Below are 17,751 nucleotides of genomic sequence, written 5' to 3'. Positions count from 1 at the left end.
CTCAGCCCTCCAGAAAGGCGGTGAGTGCCTTGGCGAGCAGCCGCGGGTCCTGCGCTCCGCACAATTCGCGTGCGGAGTGCATGGACAGGATCGCGACGCCGATGTCGACGGTGGCGATGCCGTGCCGGGCGGCGGTGATCGGTCCGATCGTGGTGCCGCACGGCATGGCGTTGTGGGATACGAAGCTCTGCCAGGGCACGCCCGCGCGCTCGCACGCGGCGACGAAGACGGCCCGCCCGGAGCCGTCGGTGGCGTATCGCTGGTTGACGTTGACCTTGAGGATGGGTCCTCCGTTGGGCCGCGGGTGGTGGCCCGGTTCGTGGCGTTCGGCGTAGTTGGGGTGGACGGCGTGGCCGGTGTCGGAGGACAGGCAGACGGTGCCCGCGAAGGCCCGGGCCCGGTCCTCGTAGCCGCCGCCGCGCGCGTAGACGGAACGTTCGAGCACGTTCCCCAGCAGCGGGCCGTCGGCCCCGGTGTCGGACTGGCTGCCGTTCTCCTCGTGGTCGAAGGCGGCGAGCACCGGGATGTACGGCAGCTCCGGGCGGGCCGCGGCGGCGGTGAGCGCGGCCGTCCCGGCGTGCACGGACAGCAGGTTGTCCATCCGGGGCCCGGCGACCAGCTCGCGGTCCCGGCCGAGGTAGGCGGGCGGCTCGACGCTGTGCACCATCAGGTCCCAGCCCGTCACGTCCTCGGCCGCCACCCCGGTCTCCTCGGCGACGAACCGGATGAGGTCGCCCTCCTCGGCGCTGCCCAGCCCCCAGATCGGCGTCATATGGCGCTGCTTGTCGAGCTTCAGCCCGTCGGTGTTGACGGACCGATCGAGGTGGACGGCGAGCTGCGGCACGCGCAGCAGGGGTCTGTCCACGGTGACGAGGCGGCTGGAGCCGTCCCGCAGGGTGATCCGGCCGGAGAGCCCGAGGTCGCGGTCGAGCCAGGTGTTGAGGAGCGCTCCGCCGTAGATCTCGACGGCGATCTGCCGCCAGCCGTGGGCGCCGGTGTCGGGGATCGGCTTGACGCGCAGATTGGGAGAGTCGGTGTGAGCGCCGACAATCCGGTACGGAGTGGACGGGTTCGCGTCCTCCGGCACGTACCAGGCGACGATCGCGCCGCCCCGCAGCACATACCGCCCGCCCGCCGCGCCGTCCCAGGCCGCCGTCTCCTCGACCTGCCGGAAACCCGCCTTCTCCAGGCGCTCCGCCGTGTTCGCCACCGCGTGGTACGGCGAGGGGCTGGCGCGGAGGAAGGACATCAGGTCATCGGTGTGGCCGCGGTCGATGCCGGGGTGTGCGCTCATGACATCAGCATAGATTCGGGACCGCCTTGCCTGCCGGGGTGAGTGTGCCCGGGTACGGGTCGTGAGGAGGGCCCCATCCGTGGGGCCGCGTTGATCCAATCTGATGAAAGCACGTCAGACCGGCGGTATAAAAGTCGCGTATCGGCCAATAGTCCCCTTAACCGCTCACCATCGCACTCAAGGGGACAGCGGATGCGCGTTCTTCGACACCTCCTCCTCGTCCTGGGGTCGCTGCTGCTGCTGTGCGGCGGAGGACAGGCCCTGGCGCAACCCGCCGGCCCGCTCCCCGCCGGGCGGCTGCCCGCCCCGGCCCCGGCGCCCGAGCCCTCGCCCGACGCCGCGGCGGAGAAGGACGGAGCCGAAGGCGGCGCCAAGGGCCACCCTCCCTGTCCCACCACACACCGCACCGGGGGGACCAACTCCGCACCCACCCAGCCCTTCCAGCGGTACTACAAGGGCGACTGGCGGCTCGGCCCCGCCGAACCGCCCCGCACGGGCGCGATCGGGAAGATGCTGAAGGGCTACGACCGGTTGGGCGGCCTGTCCGCCTCCGCGTTCTTGACGTGCTACTGGAACGAGCGGACCGGCGGCTGGTGGTATCCGTACCCGGACGGCTGGGTCCTGCTGAACGGCGTACCGCTCAAGACCACCATCACGCTGAAGGCGGGTCAGAAGGTCGACCTCTTCGGCAGCGGTTTCGGCCACTTCCTCGCCCCGGCGGGCACCCCGTACGCGGAGCGGGCGCTGCCGCCGAGCAACCTGGACACCTACGATCCGGCCTACCCCTACGGCTACCACCTCTACGAGGTCGCCAAGCCGTTCCTGGTGGACGCCGGGCCCATCCGGCCGTGGTTCGGTCAGCCGGGTGACGGGCTGCAGTATCTGACGGGTCCCTCGATTCCTCAGCTCGTTGCCGCGGGTAACCTGCGGCCGCTGAACTGACCGCGCATCCTGGTGCCGTGGACAGAACGGAACTCGTCCGGGTGCTGCGCGCCGAGCAGGTCCCGGACGCTTTGTACGACATTCCCGGCGTGCGGGACATCGAAGTCCAGCCGGACGCCTACTACTTCCTGCGGCCCGCGCCGGACGGCGGCTGGGTGACCGGGTTGTGGGAGCGCTCGGTGGACAGGGATGTCAGCCGCTTCGCCTCCGAGGACGAGGCGTGCCAGGACCTGCTCACCAAGCTGCGGGCCCGGCCGCGCCCGCCCGGGGCCGGGCAGGAGACGGTGGAGGAGCTGCTGGCGCAGGGCGAGGAGCTGCGGCGCCGGGCGCGTGAGGAGGTGGAGCGGGCCCTGCGGGAGCATCCGCCCGATCAGGAGAGCTGACGAGGCGGGAGCCGGTCGCCCCCCGGTGAAGGAGAGGGGCGGCCGGCTCCCGGGTCTGTCGGACCGGGGCCCGGGAGGCTCAGAAAGCGGCCTCGTCCAGGTCCATCAGGTCCTTGGTGACGGACTCGGCCAGCGCGCGCTGCACCGAGACGCCCGGCAGGATCTCGTTGGCGAAGAACTTCGCGGCCGCGATCTTGCCCTCGTAGAACGGCACGTCCTTGGTGGCGGCGCCGCCCAGCTTCTCCGCGGCGACGGCCGCGCCCCGCAGGAGGAGGTAGCCGATCACCACGTCGCCGGAGGCGAGCAGCAGCCGGGTGGCGTTGAGGCCGACCTTGTAGATCGAGCTGACGTCCTGCTCGGTGGCCGAGAGGTCGGTGAGCATGGCGCCCACGATGCCCTCCAGGTCGACCGCGGCCTGGGCGAGCCGGTCGCGGGCCGGGGCCAGCTCCTCGCCGCCCGCGGCCTCCGCCAGGAACTTCTTGATCTCCTCGGAGAGGGTGGTCAGCGCCTGGCCCTGGTCCCGGACGATCTTGCGGAAGAAGAAGTCCTGGCCCTGGATGGCGGTGGTGCCCTCGTAGAGGGTGTCGATCTTGGCGTCCCGGATGTACTGCTCCAGCGGGTACTCCTGGAGGTAGCCGGAGCCGCCGATGGTCTGCAGGGACTGCGCCAGCTGCTCGTACGCCTTCTCCGAGCCGTAGCCCTTGACGATCGGCAGCAGCAGGTCGTTGAGGCGGGAGTCGGCCGAGGCGTCCTCGCCCGCGGCCTCCTTGACCATGATCTCGTCCTGGACGGAGGCGGTGTAGAGGACGAGCGCGCGCAGGCCCTCCGCGTACGCCTTCTGCGTCATGAGCGAGCGGCGCACGTCCGGGTGGTGGGTGATGGTGACGCGCGGGGCGGTCTTGTCGGTGAAGGCCGCCAGGTCCGGGCCCTGGACCCGCTCCTTGGCGTACTCCAGCGCGTTGAGGTAGCCGGTGGACAGGGTGGCCATGGCCTTCGTGCCGACCATCATCCGCGCGAACTCGATGATCTTGAACATCTGGCGGATGCCGTCGTGCTTCTCGCCCAGCAGCCAGCCCTTGGCCGGGGTGTCGGCGCCGAAGGTCAGCTCGCAGGTGTTGGAGACGCGCAGACCCATCTTGTGCTCGACGTTGGTCGCGTAGACGCCGTTGCGCTCGCCCAGCTCGCCGCTGTCCCAGTCGAAGTCGTACTTGGGGACGATGAACAGCGACAGCCCCTTGGTGCCCGGTCCCGCGCCCTCGGGGCGGGCCAGCACGAAGTGGATGATGTTGTCGGAGACGTCGTGCTCACCGGAGGTGATGAACCGCTTCACGCCCTCGATGTGCCAGGTGCCGTCCTCCTGCTGGACCGCCTTGGCGCGGCCGGCGCCCACGTCCGAGCCCGCGTCGGGCTCGGTCAGCACCATGGTGGAGCCCCACTGCTTGTCCACCATCAGCTGCGCGATCTTCAGCTGCTCCTCGGTGCCCTCGTCGTGCAGGACGCCCGCGAAGGACGGGCCGGAGGCGTACATCCAGATCGGGGTGTTGGCGCCGAGGATCGTCTCGGCCGAGGCCCACAGCAGGGAGCGCGGGCAGGAGGTGCCGCCCAGGGTCTCCGGGACCCCCAGCCGCCACCACTCGGCGTCCATGTACGCCTGGTAGCTCTTCTTGAACGACTCGGGCAGCGGCGCCGTGTGCGTCTTCGGGTCGAAGACCGGCGGATTGCGGTCCGCGTCGGCGTAGGAGGCGGCCAGCTCGTTCTCCGAGAGCCGGGATATCTCGGCGAGCACGCTCTTGGCGGTCTCGACGTCCATCTCCGCGAACGGTCCGGTGCCGTACAGCTTGTCGCGGCCGAGCACCTCGAAGAGGTTGAACTCGATGTCGCGGAGATTCGACTTGTAGTGCCCCATGGCGACGGCTCCGTAAGGCTCGGGAGAGGCGGGACCTCTTCGTGGCGCGGTATCGATCAGCAGTCCGGCGCAGTCAATCCGGTTCCGCCATGATGCTACCCGTGGGTAATAAAGGGCAACCCTCAACCGGGTAACTGTGACTCAGTACGCTTCGGGGCATGTACGGCTACGACCAGAACGCGAGCGCAGGGCAGGGCTACGCCGCTCCGCCACCTCCGCCGCAACAGCAGCCGCATTCGCCACACCACTCACAGCCGGGTCCCGGCTACGGTGGGCAGCCGCTGTACCCCGAGCCCTCGCCGCCGTCCCTCGCGGACGCGGTGCGCGCCTTCACCACGGGCTCGATGGCGGCGGAGGACTTCCAGCAGATCTTCGCGACCTCCAAGGTCTACTGCCCGCGCGGTGACAACCCCGGCTTCCTCGCGCTGCACAACACCCAGCAGCCGGTGATCCCGATGTTCACCTCGCTCAAGGAGCTGCGGCGGTACGCGGGGAAGGAGTCCAAGTACTTCGTGATCACCGGTGCCGAGGTGATCGACCTGCTGCCGACCGGCTACGGCTTCGTCCTCGACATGGAGGGTGAGCACCGCATGGTCTTCGACGCGAAGGCGGTGGAGCAGATGGTCGACTTCGCCATGCGGCGCATGTATGGCTAGACGCCATCGCTTCGCGGATGGCTGACCCGCACCTCACGCCCCTCGTGTCCCACTAGGGCGGGAATAGGGTCCCTCTTGCGAGTCGTTCAGCCTTCAATTAAGTTGAATGGTGAACGACCGAGGAGGCCGTCATGCCCGCAGTGACCGTAGACAACCCCCTGACCCTGCCCCGGGTCGTCGCGCCCGCCGAGGCGCGCCCCCGCCCGGTGCTCGGCGTCACCACCGCGCCCAGCGGCTTCGAGGGCGAGGGATTCCCGGTGCGGCGTGCCTTCGCCGGGATCGACTACCAGCACCTCGACCCGTTCATCATGATGGACCAGATGGGCGAGGTGGAGTACGCGCCGGGCGAGCCCAAGGGCACCCCCTGGCACCCCCACCGCGGCTTCGAGACCGTCACGTACATCATCGACGGGATCTTCGACCACCAGGACTCCAACGGCGGTGGCGGCACCATCACCGACGGTGACACCCAGTGGATGACGGCCGGCTCGGGCCTGCTGCACATCGAGGCGCCGCCGGAGCACCTCGTCGTGTCCGGCGGCCTCTTCCACGGCCTCCAGCTGTGGGTGAACCTCCCGGCCGAGGACAAGATGATGCCGCCGCGCTACCAGGACATCCGCGGTGGCCAGGTCCAGCTGCTGACCTCCCCGGACGGCGGCGCGCTGCTGCGCGTCATAGCCGGTGAGCTGGACGGTCACGAGGGACCCGGCATCACGCACACCCCGATCACGATGGTGCACGCCACGCTGGCGCCGGGCGCCGAGATCACCCTGCCCTGGCGCGAGGACTTCAACGGCCTCGCGTACGTGCTCGCGGGCCGTGGCACGGCCGGTGCCGAGCGCCGCCCGATACACCTGGGCCAGACCGCGGTCTTCGGCGCCGGCTCCTCGCTGACCGTGCGCGCGGACGACCAGCAGGACTCCCACACGCCGGACCTGGAGGTCGTCCTCCTCGGCGGCCGGCCGATCCGTGAGCCCATGGCGCACTACGGCCCCTTCGTGATGAACACCCGCGCCGAGCTGCAGCAGGCGTTCGAGGACTTCCAGAAGGGCCGGCTCGGCACGATCCCCGCGGTGCACGGGATGTCCGAGGACGGAATGTAGGGACGCAACGCGACCGGTGGTCCGCCCGCCCGCGACAGCGCGGGCGAGCGGACCACCGGTCTTCGAGCGGTCTTTCAGCGGTGTCTCACTGCCGCCTGGCGCGACGCTTCCGGGCCACGAAGGCGAAGGCCGCGCCCGTACCGGCCAGCAGCGCGGCGAGCGAGATCATCTGCACCACGCCGGACCTGCCCGTGTTGGCCAGCGAACCCGATACCGATCCCGATCCTGGGCCTGAACCTGAGCCCGAGCCGGTCTGAGGGCCCGGCCTGTTGGGTGGCAGGGACGCGGGCGGCTCGGCACCCGACGGCACGGACGGCGTCGGGCCGGACGACGGCGGCTCATGGCCCGGCGGCTCGGACGACGGCGGCGGGGTGCTCGGAGGCGGAGTGGTCGGCGGTTCCTCCTTGGGGATGTACACGCCGGCGTCGATCGTGTGGTCGACCTCTCCCGGCTTGTCCGGCGCCGTGACGGGCGCCTGTCCGGCGCACGGCTGCCCGGTCTTCGGCGGGGTCACATTCGAGTCGTGTGCCCGCTTCTCCCCGGCCCGGGGGAGCGTGAACCGCAGCTCGGTGGCCGGCGGCTGAGTCGGCACCTTGCCGGTGTCCGCGGTGCACACGTCGAACTGCACCGTGTACTTCGCGCCCGGCTTCAGCTCGTAGTCGGCGCCGACCCCACCGAAGTAGTACTCGCCGGCGGCGTCGGTCCTGGTCGTGGCGACCTGCTTGCCATCGGCGTCCAGCAGGTTGATCGTCGCGTCCGGCAGCGGCACCTCGGCGGGACCCTCGGGATCCTGGATCCCGTTGTGGTCGCCGTCGAACCACACCCGGTTGCCGATCTGGATCGGCGCGTTCGCCGCCTCGTAGGCGACATCGCCGAGCCCACCGGCCTTGCCGAACCCGCTCTGTTGCTGACTGACGAACTGGTACGCGTTGGCGGCCGGAGCGTTGCCCGGGCCCTGACCGGTCGTGACGTTGTGGTAACCGGTCCCGGAGGTCGCGACGTTGACGGTCGGGTCGAACTCCGTGCTGATGACCCACTGCTGCTGCGGGATGTAGGCCACCGACCCCAGCGAGGTCTCCGCGTGAACTCCGTTGCCGAAGAAGTCGCCCGGGAAGTACTCGACGACACTCGCGTCCTGGCCGCCACCGGTGGCGGGGCCGGCATGGTTCGGGCAGCTCCCGGTGCCTTCCCACTCGTATGCACCGGTGGGAGTGGCACAGGCCATGTTGATGTCGCCGCCGGCCATGCCGCTTTCCGGGGCGTCGTTGCCCGGCCTCGGATCCAGTCCACCCCAGCTCACGATGTCCATGAACCGGTCGCGGAAACCGAGGACCATCGAACCGTCGCGGGTGAAGGCGAGGGAGGCGAGCTCCGGCTGCGGATCGATGAAGACGTTGCCCACCTTCCGCTCGTCCCACGTGGCCAGGGAGGTGTTCCACGGGTTCCAGTGGGTGGCCTGCTCGACATCGTTGGAACCGAAGACGGAGCCGCGCTTGGCGGTGAGCGGCTGGGTCAGCACGGTGTCGAACTGTCCGCCGTCGTAGGCGTAGACGACGGCTTTCAGGTCTTCGCGCTTCTGTGTGCTCTCAGCGCTGCACACGCCACCGACGTAGAGCTTGTTGTCGTGGACCTGAAGGCTGAACGGCCGCCAGTCGCCGGGGCTCGCGCAGCCCGGGTCCGGGATGCGCACCGTCGCCTTGGGCGCGGACGCGGTGGTCCCGGTCGCGTCGAAGCTGACCAGGGACCGGGTCCGCAGGTTCATCGCGTACAGCGTCGAGCCGTCCTCCGACAGGGCCAGGCCGCCGACGCTCTCCTTCCCCGGCGCGTCGGTGAACCCGGCGTCCTTGTTCATGTTGGTGGCGTCGTGCGGCGTCTCCGCCGCGCCCGGCACCTTCGCGAACAGGGTCGGCGCGCTCCCGCCGTCGGACGGCGTGGTGTAGATCGCGTCACCGCCGCCCGGCCCGTACGGGGTGTACCGCCGGGCGAACGCGCCCTGGAAGATCCGCTTCTGGTACTTGTCGTGGGCCAGCGCGAACGTCGTGCCCACCTGGTCCTGCGTGTTGAGCGCGGTCGGGCACGCCGTGTCACCAGGACACGTACCTCGTTTGTCCGTCCCGAACGCCACCAGTGCCCGGGTGTCCTGTGCGTTGGCGGTGTTCTGGATCGGCACGAAGTACCGCGTGTCCGGCAGCGCGTAGTCGGCCGGGTTCCAGACCCCGGTGATCACCGAGTCGTCCTTGCCGTCCGCCACGTCCACGAACGTCGTGAAGCTGTCGAAGTGGTTGTCCGCCGTCGAGGCCGGAGCCGCCCGCAGATAGGTGTCGTACGGCGCCGGGATGGTGACGTCGACGCGGTACTGGCCGCCGGTCAGCGCCGTCGACGGCGGGACCAGCACCTTTCCGGTGGCATCCGTGGTGCCGGTGACCTTGTGGCCGGCCGGGTCGGTCACCTCGACCTTCATGCCCCGCTGCGGCACATCCATGGCCGTGTTGATCACGCCGGTGCCGAAGAAGTCCCGCAGCACCTCGACGGTCAGTGTGCCGTCGCCGGTCGAAGCGGCGGCCGTCCCGGCCGTCCCGGCCGTCGCGCCCAAGGCGCTGCCCAGCAGCGCGAGAACGCATAAGCCCCCTCGCGCCGGACCTAATCTCGTACGCACTCTCACATCCATCTCGCTCCCCTCATGTGAATCGAACACCCGTTTACAGCTGTGCATCCGCGTTCCGGTCCGGGGCGTGCGGCCATGAAAAAGCGCCCACCGCTGTTTCGATGGGCTCGGCCGCACTCGGCCGTCGTGGCGGATGGCGGGAATTCGGGGAGCCGGGAGTGCCTTCCCCAGGCCAGTCGCACTCGTCCTCGCTTCCCCCTGGCTTCGAACGCCTATCGGAGTGGCTCTCTCATGGGCCCCCGCGCAGGAGGTGATATGCCCCCGAAACGATTACGGTCAACGCTTCATGGAAATAGCGCAAGAGTCCGAATAGTCATCCTGAATTGCCCCACCAGGCACGATACTGTAGCGGGTGGGCATCAAGATCGGGGGAATCAGAGGATGAATAGGCGGAACGAGTTAGCGCTGCGCCGCGTGGGGAGCGTGGGACTCCAGCGCATTCTCTCGCGGCGCGCGGGCGGCCGCCGCCGGTGGCCGCGACCGCTCTGGGTGGCGGTCGTCCTCGGCGGTGTGGCCGTCGCGGTGGCCGCGTTCCTGGCCGCCGACGGCGACTCCGCCCCCTCCGGTCCCAAGGCTTTGACCTCGGACCAGGCGAACCTTCTGGCGGTCACGCGGTTCCGCAACTACCAGGAGGGCGGGCGTGCCGTGACGATCGACGTCCCGGGCACCGCCGGCCGGCTCGTCGTCACCGGATCCCTCGACTTCCGCGCCAAGACCGGTTACGGCGTGGTGCGCGGCACGGGGCGCGACGCGTCCAGCGACGGGCTGATCCAGTGGACGGCCACCACCGTGCTGGTCCACCCGATGGCGAACCCCCCGGCGAAGGCACCGGCACGGCCGCCGGGGTCGGGCTGGTACAGCCGCCCGCTGCGAACGTCCGGCAGTTCGCTGGACAGTTCGCTGGCCATCGCGCTGAAGCTCGGCAATGACCGGCCGGACAACGCCGAACTCCTGCCCCAGAACGGTGCCGCCTGGGTGGGACGGGACCGGCTGGACGGCCATCAGGTGGACATCATGACCGGGCCGAGCGCCCGTGCCAGATCCGGTACGGCGGGTACCGTGCGCTACTGGATCGGCTCGGACGGCACCATGTACCGGGTGCGCGTCGCCGTGGCTTCCGCGTCGCGGCCGGTGGTCATCGATTTCGACACCCACACCTACGTTCCCGTCCGGCCGGTGCCCCAAGGCACCCCGGCGCGGTAGCCGCCGCGGCGACGCCGCTCAGGGCGTCTTCACCCGCGCGCCCGCGGCGAGCAGCGACGCCGACGGCAGCCGGATGCCCGCCGTGTCCGGGAGCGCCGGAACGGCCGGAACGGCGGTGGCGCCCGTGGTGGTGGCCTTCGGGAACCGCGGCTGTCGCGGGGGCGCCGCCACCTCGGTGAACGGGATACCGCCGGGTGCCGCCGGCTTCGCCCAGGTGCCGGACGGGGAGGGCGACCGGGCGGGGCGCGGGCAGGACGCGGTGGTCGCGAGCCGGGCGGGCACCGTCGTGCGCAGCTCGTTGCCGCGCAGGCAGTTGCCCCGTCCCTTGGTGGCGGTGGGGAACGTCCAGCCGACGTCGAGGCCGTTGGCGGCGAAGGTGTTGTCCAGGATCCGGTTGCCGTCCGGCCGCAGATCGGCGGTCGCGGTGATCATCAGCCCGGCGTTGCTGTTGCCGGTGACGCGGTTGCGGACGAACCGGTTGCCGCTGCCGCCGTCGATGCCGATGCCGATGCCCCACCCGCCGTCGGCCTGTTCGGGGGTCGCCGCCTGCTGGTTGGCCGCGATCAGGTTGCCCGCGATGACGGCGTCCTTCTGCGGGAGCAGCTTCTCCTGGTGGTCGGAGTTGGTGGTGAGCCCGACCCGGTTACCGGCGAAGCGGTTGCCGGTCACGTACATCTCGCCGCCGGCGTTGGTGCCTTCGTAGCCGACCGCGTTGAGTTCGGCGATGTTGTCCCGGACCGCGATGCGACAGGGCCTGCACTGTCCGACGTAGATCCCCGAATCGGCCGAGCCCGACGCGTACGAGTGCTCGATGACACCGTTCTGCGCGGAGAACGCGTAGATGCCGTACAGCCCGTTGCGGGTCGCGGTCACGTGGGAGACCAGGAAGGACTTCAGGAAGGTGACGGGTTCGTCGCCGGTGTCGTAGCCGCCGGACTGCCCCGGCGATCCGGCGGCGGCCTTCGCCGAACCGGTGACCAGGACCCCGTTCTGGGTGTTGTTCTTCACGGTCAGGTTCTCCACGGCCACCCCGGGAGCGGTGACGACGACGCCGTTCGGCTGCCTCAACCGCCCGTCGATGACGACCTTGTCCCGCACCGCGCCGCGAAGGGTGACGCGAGCCTTGGAGATCTTCACCGACTCGTGGTAGACGCCCGGCGCGACCAGCACGAGATCGCCGGGCCGGGCCAGGGACACCGCGTCCGAGATCGTCGGGGCGTCGGCCGGCACCTTGATCGTCACGTGCTCACCGGGCGGCCGCCGCCCGTCGCTCGATCCGCCGTCGTCGGCGTCGCAGCCGACCAATAAGGGTGCCAGTGTGCCGAGCACCGCGGCCATCAGGCGAAGCCGGAGACGAGGCATGGCCTCATCCTGGCACGGACGCCGTCCCGGCCGGAGGTGCCGGAACGGATATGGCACAGTTCACATTGTGCGCCAAGCCGACTTCAATCCGCCACGTCGCTTATTTCTCGGTGCCACCGGTACGGCCGCGGCCGCCGGCCTCACCGCCGGGTGCCAAGCGCGTCCCGCCCCGCCGGACCGGTCCGACGCCCCCGCGCCGACCCCGCCGGTGTCACCAACGGGCCGGTACCAGGCGGGCATCGCGCGCCCGCAGCCGGCCCAGCCGAACCTGCTGGCCGTGGTGGCCGACCTCGACGACGCCGCGCCGGTCCGCCCGTTGCTGGCCGAACTCGGCCGGGCCGTCCGCACGCTCACCACGGGGTCCGACGCACGGCTGATGGGCCTGCCGCCCGGCGATCTCACCGTGACGATCGGGGTGGGCCCCCGGCTGGTGCGCACGGTCGATCCCGCCCTCCCCGGCGCGACGGACCTCCCGCGGTTCTCCCGCGAGCGGATCGCCCCCGAGGCACGCGGCGGCGACCTGCTGATACAGATCTGCGCCGGCGACCCCATGGTCGTCACCGTCGTGGCCGCCGCGCTTCTGGAGCAGGCCGGTGACCGGATACGGGAACGCTGGCGGCAGTCCGGACGCCGCGGTGCGAACGTGCCGGTGCGTCAGGGCCTCGCCGCGCCACGGAACCTGTTCGGGTTCGTCGACGGCATCGTGGGCCCCCACACCAGGGCCGAACAACAGCGCCACCTGTGGCTGGCCGGACCGGCTCCGGTCGCCGGCGGCACCCTGGCCGTCCTGCGGCGCATGGAACTCGACCTGTCGCGGTTCGCCAGGCTGCCGGTCGCCGAACAGGAAGCCGTCTTCGGCCGGCACCGGGCCACCGGCGTGCCCCTCTCCGGCGGCACCATCGCCTCGGGCCCGGACCTCGGCGCCAAGACACCGGACGGACGCTACCTCGTCCCGGCGGACGCCCACGCCCGCAGAGCGCACGCCAACGTGGTCGGCGTCGGCCTCATGCTCCGTCGCTCCTACAGCATCGACGAACCCGCCCCCGGCCTGCTCTTCATGAGCTTCCAGAACGACATACGCACGTTCACCGCCACCCTCACCAGCATGGACAACTCCGACGCCCTGCTGGGATTCACGACCACGACCGCCAGCGCGACCTTCCTGATCCTTCCCGGCTTCGACGGACGACGCCCGCTCGGTGACCGGCTCTTCCGCTGAACAGGCCAACCGCTCAGCCCTCTAGCCCGCCGCCTCCGGCGGGCGCTCGTGGAGTTCGTACCAGATGCACTTGCCGTCGCCCCGGGGGTCGACACCCCAGGCGTCGGCCAGCATCTCCATCAGCAGCAGTCCCCGCCCGGACGACGCGAGTTCGCCGGGGCGGCGGCGGTGCGGCAGCTCGTCGCTGCCGTCCGCGACGTCCAGCCGCAGCCGCCTGGACCCGCGCCGCCCGCTGACCTCGGCGACCAGCAGGGCGTCCCCGTCGGTGTGCACCAGGACGTTGGTGACCATCTCGGAGAGCAGCAGCACCGCCGACTCCACCTGGTCCGGGTCCGCCCAGTCGTGCAGCATGTCGCGCAGCTGGCGGCGGGCGCCCGCTATCCGCTCCGGCTCGGCCTGGGCGAGCGTGATCGCGGTACGCCGCACCGGCGCCGAACCGGGGCCGACCAGGCACACCTCCGCGTCCCGGCGGATCAGCAGCAGCGCTATGTCGTCCTCGCGGCGGTCGGCGAGAGGGCCGGTGGTGTGGTGCGAGGGCGGCCCGTGCACGGCCTGCACCAGGGCCTCGGCGAGCGCTTCCAGGTCGTGGGGGCCGTCGGTCGCGGTGGCCGGGTGCTCGAAGACCGACCGGATCCGGTCCCAGCCGGTCTCCAGGTCGTGGCCGCCGGTCTCGATCAGCCCGTCGGTGCACATCAGCAGCGTCTCGCCGGGCTCCAGCACGACCCGGGTGGTGGGGTAGTCGCCCTCCGGGTCGACGCCCAGCGGCAGCCCGCCCGCGGTGGGACGGATCATCAGCGTGCCGTCGGCCAGCCGGACCGCCGGGTCCGGATGGCCCGCGCGGGCGATGTCCAGGGTGCCCGCGACCGGGTCCACCTCCATGTACAGACAGGTCGCGAACCGCGGATCGTCGGACCCGTCCCCATTGGGGTCGGCCAGTCCGCACAGGAAGCGGGAGGCGCGGGCGAGCACCGCGTCCGGGTGGTGGCCCTCCGAGGCGTACGCCCGGACCGCGATCCGCAGCTGCCCCATGATCCCGGCGGCCCGGACGTCATGCCCCTGGACGTCGCCGATCACCAGGGCGGTGCGCCCCGAGGGCAGCGCTATCACGTCGTACCAGTCGCCGCCGACCTGGAGCCCGCCGCCGGTCGGCACATAGCGCGCGGCCACGGTGAGCCCGGGGATGTCGGGCTTGGCGGCGGGCAGCATCGAGCGCTGGAGGCCGTCCGACAGCTCGCGCTCGGTCTCCTGGAGGGCGGCCCGGGACAGCGCCTGGGCCAGCATCCGCGCGATCGTGGTGAGCACCGAGCGCTCGTCGGGCGAGAACGCCACCGGATGTGCGAAACCGGCCATCCACGCGCCGATGGTGCGGCCCGCGACGATCAGCGGCAGGAAGGCCCAGGAGCGGCGCTTGCGGGGCCGTACCCGGTGCCAGGCGGCCGGGAACCGGCCCCGGTACTCGTCGGGCGAGGGCAGATAGACGGCCCGGCCGGTGCGGACCACCTCGGCCGCCGGATAGTCGGTGTCCACCGGCATCTCGGAGAAGGGGTGCTCGGCGTCGGCCCGGGGCCCGTGGTGGCCGATGAGCGAGATCCGGTCACCCTTGAGGCCGAAGACGGTGAGCCCGTCCGGCGAGAAGCCGGGCATGGACAGCCCCGCGGCCACCCGCAGCACCTCGGCGGTGGACATCGCCTCGGCCAGCGCCCGCCCCGCGTCCAGCAGGAACGCCTCGCGGTTGCGCCGCCAGTCGCCGGTGACCGGGGTGCCGCCCGCGGTGGTGCCGGGCAGCGGCTCGGCGACCTCCTGGAGCGTGCCGAGCAGATGGAAGCCGTCGCGGCCGTCGGCGCGGGGGACGGGCCGGGACCGGGTGCGCACGGTGCGCAGGACCGTACCCTTGTCGTCCACGATGCGCAGCCGGGTCTCGGCGAGGGTGCCCTCGGCCACCGCCAGCTCCACGATGGCCTTGACCTCCAGCCAGTCCGCCGGGTGGAAGCAGGCCCGGGCGGCGGCCTCGGGGAGCGTGACCGCCTCGGCGGGCAGGCCCACCAGACGGGCCGCTTCGGCGTCGTAGGAGACGGCGCCCGAGACGCTGTCCCACCGCCACAGGCCGGTCGCTATGGCGGCCAGCAGGTCCTCGGTGCGCATTGCGCTACCTTATGGGCATTTTCCGCGCGCTTACCAGTGAGGGTCATGGCGCCGGTAGGCTTGGCCGGAAGCTTCACGAGGGTACGCAAGCCTCCCGACCAGACGACTTGGATGAATGATGCATCGGTACCGGTCCCACACCTGTGGCCAGCTCCGCGCCGCTGACGTCGACACCGACGTACGGCTCTCCGGCTGGCTGCACAATCGACGGAACCTGGGCGGCATCCTCTTCATCGATCTGCGCGACCACTACGGCCTGGTGCAGCTCGTCGTCCGGCCCGACACCGCCGCCAACGAGAAGCTCAGCTCGATCACCAAGGAGAGCGTCGTCCGCGTCGACGGCCGGGTGATCGCCCGCGGCGCCGACAACGTCAACCCCGAGCTGCCGACCGGCGAGATCGAGGTCGAGGTCGCGGACGTCGAGGTGCTCGGCGCGGCCGACCCGCTGCCCTTCACCGTCTACCCGGAGGACGGGGTCGGCGAGGAGCGGCGTCTCGAGCACCGCTTCCTGGACCTGCGCCGGGAGCGGATGCACCGCAACATCATGCTGCGCTCCGCCGTGATCTCCGCGATCCGGCAGAAGATGACCGCGCAGGGCTTCAACGAGATGGCGACCCCGATCCTGTCCGCCACCTCGCCCGAGGGCGCGCGCGACTTCCTGGTTCCGTCCCGGCTGCACGCGGGCCGCTTCTACGCCCTGCCGCAGGCCCCGCAGCAGTTCAAGCAGCTGCTGATGATCGCGGGCTTCGACCGCTACTTCCAGATCGCGCCCTGCTTCCGCGACGAGGACGCCCGCGCCGACCGCTCGCCGGGCGAGTTCTACCAGCTCGACGTCGAGATGAGCTTCGTCGAGCAGGAGGACGTCTTCGAGGTCATCGAGAAGGTGATGACCGAGCTGTTCGAGGAGTTCGGCGGCGGCCGCCACGTCACCTCGCCGTTCCCGCGGATCCCGTTCCGCGAGGCCATGCTGAAGTACGGCTCCGACAAGCCGGACCTGCGGGCCAAGCTCGAATTGGTCGACGTCAGCCACGTCTTCGCGGGCTCGGGCTTCAAGGCATTCGCCGACAAGCACGTGCGCGCGCTGGCCGTGCCGGACACCGCCGAGCAGCCGCGGAAGTTCTTCGACCAGCTCGGCGAGTTCGCGGTGGAGCAGGGCGCCAAGGGGCTGGCCTGGGTCCGGATCGGCGAGGACGGGAAGCTCACCGGGCCGATCGCCAAGTTCCTTGGCGACGAGGACGTCGAGAAGCTGGTCGCCGAGGTCGAGGGCAAGCCCGGCACGTCGGTCTTCTTCGGCGCGGGCGACTTCGACGAGGTCTCCAAGATCATGGGCGCGGTGCGGGTCGAGGCCGCCAAGCGGACCGGCCACTTCGAGGAGAACGTCTTCCGCTTCTGCTGGATCGTCGACTTCCCGATGTTCGAGCGGAACGAGGACACCGGCGAGATCGAGTTCTCCCACAACCCGTTCTCCATGCCGCAGGGCGGTCTGGAGGCGCTGGAGAACCAGGACCCGCTGTCCATCCTGGCGTGGCAGTACGACATCGTCTGCAACGGCACCGAGCTGTCGTCCGGCGCCATCCGGAACCACGAGCCGGACGTGATGTTCAAGGCGTTCGAGATCGCCGGGTACTCCCGCGAGGACGTCGAGCGGGAATTCGGCGGCATGCTGCGAGCGTTCCACTTCGGGGCGCCGCCGCACGGCGGCATCGCCCCCGGCGTCGACCGCATCGTCATGCTGCTCGCCGACGAGCCGAACATCCGCGAGACCATCGCCTTCCCGCTCAACGGCAACGCGCAGGACCTGCTGATGGGCGCGCCCAGCGAGGTGGACGAGGCCCGGCTGCGGGAGCTGCACCTGTCGGTGCGCAAGCCGCAGGTCAAGCAGGCGGCGGAGAAGGCCGGGAAGACCGAGACGGCTGAGAAGCCGGTTGAGGGGAAGAACGCCGAGTAGCGGCGCGGAGACGAGAGGAGTCCGTGCCCGGTGCGTTCCCAGGGGCGGAGGACACAGTGAGGGTACGGATTCCGGCCGTGGCCACGGCCTTGGCCATCGCGGTGCTCGCGGGCTGCGCGGGGCCCGGGGACGGGTCCCGTAAGCACGCCACGGACACCAGGGGCACCGCGGACGCCAAGGGCACCGCGGGCCGGTCCGGCACGCAGAGCCCCGCCGGGCGGCCCGCCCCCGCCGAGCGGGCGGACGACCTGCCCGGGCTCGGGCCGCGCACCCGCGCCGAGGTGCCCCGGGACGCCGAGCAGGTCGTCGTCGTCACCGGCAGCGGCCGGGACGCGTCCCGCTCCACCGTCGTGCTCTACGAGCGGTCCGCGGCGGACGCGAAGGCCGGCGACCGGGAGGACGGCACCGGCGGCGGCACCGCCTGGCGGGCGGGGCCCTCGTGGAAGGCGCACAACGCCGCCCGCGGCTGGACCGAGCACCACGAGCAGGGCGACCTCCGCTCCCCGATCGGCGTCTTCGGCCTGACCGACGCGGGCGGCAAGCTGCCCGATCCGGGCACCCGGCTCACCTACGACCACGCCGTCCGGGGCTTCACCATCAGCGGCACCGGCGCCGAGGGCGAGCCGCTGGCCGGGGCCTTCGACTACGTGGTGGCGATCAACTACAACCGGAAGGCCGGGACCTCCCCGCGCGACTGGACCCGGCCGCTGGGCGCGGAGCGGGGCGGCGGCATCTGGTTCCACGTCGACCACGACGGGCCCACCCAGGGCTGTGTCAGCCTCTCCAAGGCGCATATGCGGACGCTGCTGCGCACTCTCGACCCGGACCGCCATCCGGTCGTGGTGATGGGCGACGCGGGCTCCCTGGCCCGTTGAGTTTGGCGCATTGACGCCGTTCGCACAGGCATTCACAGCCGGCACCCATGTGC

13 protein-coding genes are annotated in these 17,751 nt (G+C 71.1%); 8 read left to right on the top strand and 5 right to left on the bottom strand.

The window, feature by feature from the left end; translation table 11 throughout:
- Position 1: 1 nt before the first annotated feature.
- A complete protein-coding gene (locus tag ABZ562_RS33860; protein WP_361487175.1) occupies positions 2-1,294 on the bottom strand; it encodes a M18 family aminopeptidase in 1,293 nt (430 codons plus the stop codon).
- Between the two features lie 192 nt (positions 1,295-1,486).
- On the opposite strand from ABZ562_RS33860, the gene ABZ562_RS33855 reads away from it, so the two are divergent.
- Positions 1,487-2,236, top strand: coding sequence for a TNT domain-containing protein (locus ABZ562_RS33855; protein WP_361487172.1), 750 nt, complete (start codon positions 1,487-1,489; stop codon positions 2,234-2,236).
- Positions 2,237-2,253: 17 nt separating this feature from the next.
- On the top strand, positions 2,254-2,619 hold the full coding sequence (locus tag ABZ562_RS33850) for a hypothetical protein (protein WP_055545815.1): 366 nt from the start codon (positions 2,254-2,256) through the stop codon (positions 2,617-2,619).
- Positions 2,620-2,698: 79 nt separating this feature from the next.
- Here the strand turns inward: ABZ562_RS33850 and ABZ562_RS33845 are convergent, their stop codons facing one another.
- Entirely contained in the window at positions 2,699-4,525 is a 1,827-nt protein-coding gene (locus ABZ562_RS33845; protein ID WP_361487170.1) for an acyl-CoA dehydrogenase, read from the bottom strand.
- Positions 4,526-4,683: 158 nt separating this feature from the next.
- Between ABZ562_RS33845 and ABZ562_RS33840 the strand changes: the two genes are divergently transcribed.
- Both ABZ562_RS33840 and ABZ562_RS33835 read left to right on the top strand, forming a co-directional pair.
- On the top strand, positions 4,684-5,181 hold the full coding sequence (locus ABZ562_RS33840; protein WP_055545813.1) for an SseB family protein: 498 nt from the start codon (positions 4,684-4,686) through the stop codon (positions 5,179-5,181).
- A gap of 131 nt (positions 5,182-5,312) precedes the next feature.
- Positions 5,313-6,284: a pirin family protein gene (locus ABZ562_RS33835; RefSeq protein ID WP_361487167.1), complete on the top strand. Its 972-nt coding sequence runs from the start codon at positions 5,313-5,315 to the stop codon at positions 6,282-6,284.
- Positions 6,285-6,369: 85 nt separating this feature from the next.
- Here ABZ562_RS33835 and ABZ562_RS33830 read toward each other — a convergent pair whose 3' ends face one another.
- The gene (locus ABZ562_RS33830) at positions 6,370-8,766 is read right to left on the bottom strand and encodes an SdrD B-like domain-containing protein (RefSeq protein ID WP_361487214.1); all 2,397 of its coding nucleotides are present in this window, start codon (positions 8,764-8,766) and stop codon (positions 6,370-6,372) included.
- A gap of 705 nt (positions 8,767-9,471) precedes the next feature.
- Here ABZ562_RS33830 and ABZ562_RS33825 point away from each other — a divergent pair.
- On the top strand, positions 9,472-10,152 hold the full coding sequence (locus tag ABZ562_RS33825) for a hypothetical protein (protein WP_361487212.1): 681 nt from the start codon (positions 9,472-9,474) through the stop codon (positions 10,150-10,152).
- 18 nt (positions 10,153-10,170) lie between these two features.
- On the opposite strand, the gene ABZ562_RS33820 is transcribed toward ABZ562_RS33825, so the two are convergent.
- Positions 10,171-11,514 carry a right-handed parallel beta-helix repeat-containing protein gene (locus tag ABZ562_RS33820; RefSeq protein ID WP_361487164.1) on the bottom strand — a complete coding sequence of 448 codons (1,344 nt, stop codon included), beginning with the start codon at positions 11,512-11,514 and terminating at the stop codon, positions 10,171-10,173.
- Between the two features lie 67 nt (positions 11,515-11,581).
- Between ABZ562_RS33820 and ABZ562_RS33815 the strand changes: the two genes are divergently transcribed.
- Positions 11,582-12,733, top strand: a complete 1,152-nt coding sequence (locus ABZ562_RS33815; protein ID WP_361487162.1) for a Dyp-type peroxidase — start codon at positions 11,582-11,584, stop codon at positions 12,731-12,733.
- 21 nt (positions 12,734-12,754) lie between these two features.
- Here the strand turns inward: ABZ562_RS33815 and ABZ562_RS33810 are convergent, their stop codons facing one another.
- Positions 12,755-14,875 carry a SpoIIE family protein phosphatase gene (locus ABZ562_RS33810; RefSeq protein WP_361487159.1) on the bottom strand — a complete coding sequence of 707 codons (2,121 nt, stop codon included), beginning with the start codon at positions 14,873-14,875 and terminating at the stop codon, positions 12,755-12,757.
- Between the two features lie 118 nt (positions 14,876-14,993).
- Between ABZ562_RS33810 and aspS the strand changes: the two genes are divergently transcribed.
- Positions 14,994-16,823, top strand: a complete 1,830-nt coding sequence (gene aspS / locus ABZ562_RS33805; RefSeq protein ID WP_361487209.1) for an aspartate--tRNA ligase — start codon at positions 14,994-14,996, stop codon at positions 16,821-16,823.
- A 68-nt stretch (positions 16,824-16,891) separates the two neighbouring features.
- Positions 16,892-17,698 (top strand): L,D-transpeptidase family protein, encoded by an 807-nt coding sequence (locus ABZ562_RS33800; RefSeq protein WP_361487206.1) that lies wholly within the window; start codon positions 16,892-16,894, stop codon positions 17,696-17,698.
- Positions 17,699-17,751: the final 53 nt, after the last annotated feature.

Source organism: Streptomyces sp. NPDC019937 (assembly GCF_040631655.1).
Lineage (GTDB): Bacteria > Actinomycetota > Actinomycetes > Streptomycetales > Streptomycetaceae > Streptomyces.
The sequence above is the reverse complement of the archived record's forward strand: the minus strand, read 5'-3'. Positions and strand labels throughout refer to the sequence as shown.

Coding starts and splice junctions, on each gene's coding strand:
- ABZ562_RS33810 (WP_361487159.1), bottom strand. CDS start 14,875: ATGCGCACCGAGGACCTGCTGGCCGCCATAGCGACCGGCCTGTGGCGG.
- ABZ562_RS33840 (WP_055545813.1), top strand. CDS start 4,684: ATGTACGGCTACGACCAGAACGCGAGCGCAGGGCAGGGCTACGCCGCT.
- ABZ562_RS33860 (WP_361487175.1), bottom strand. CDS start 1,294: ATGAGCGCACACCCCGGCATCGACCGCGGCCACACCGATGACCTGATG.
- aspS (WP_361487209.1), top strand. CDS start 14,994: ATGCATCGGTACCGGTCCCACACCTGTGGCCAGCTCCGCGCCGCTGAC.
- ABZ562_RS33830 (WP_361487214.1), bottom strand. CDS start 8,766: ATGGATGTGCCGCAGCGGGGCATGAAGGTCGAGGTGACCGACCCGGCC.
- ABZ562_RS33835 (WP_361487167.1), top strand. CDS start 5,313: ATGCCCGCAGTGACCGTAGACAACCCCCTGACCCTGCCCCGGGTCGTC.
- ABZ562_RS33845 (WP_361487170.1), bottom strand. CDS start 4,525: ATGGGGCACTACAAGTCGAATCTCCGCGACATCGAGTTCAACCTCTTC.
- ABZ562_RS33855 (WP_361487172.1), top strand. CDS start 1,487: ATGCGCGTTCTTCGACACCTCCTCCTCGTCCTGGGGTCGCTGCTGCTG.
- ABZ562_RS33820 (WP_361487164.1), bottom strand. CDS start 11,514: ATGCCTCGTCTCCGGCTTCGCCTGATGGCCGCGGTGCTCGGCACACTG.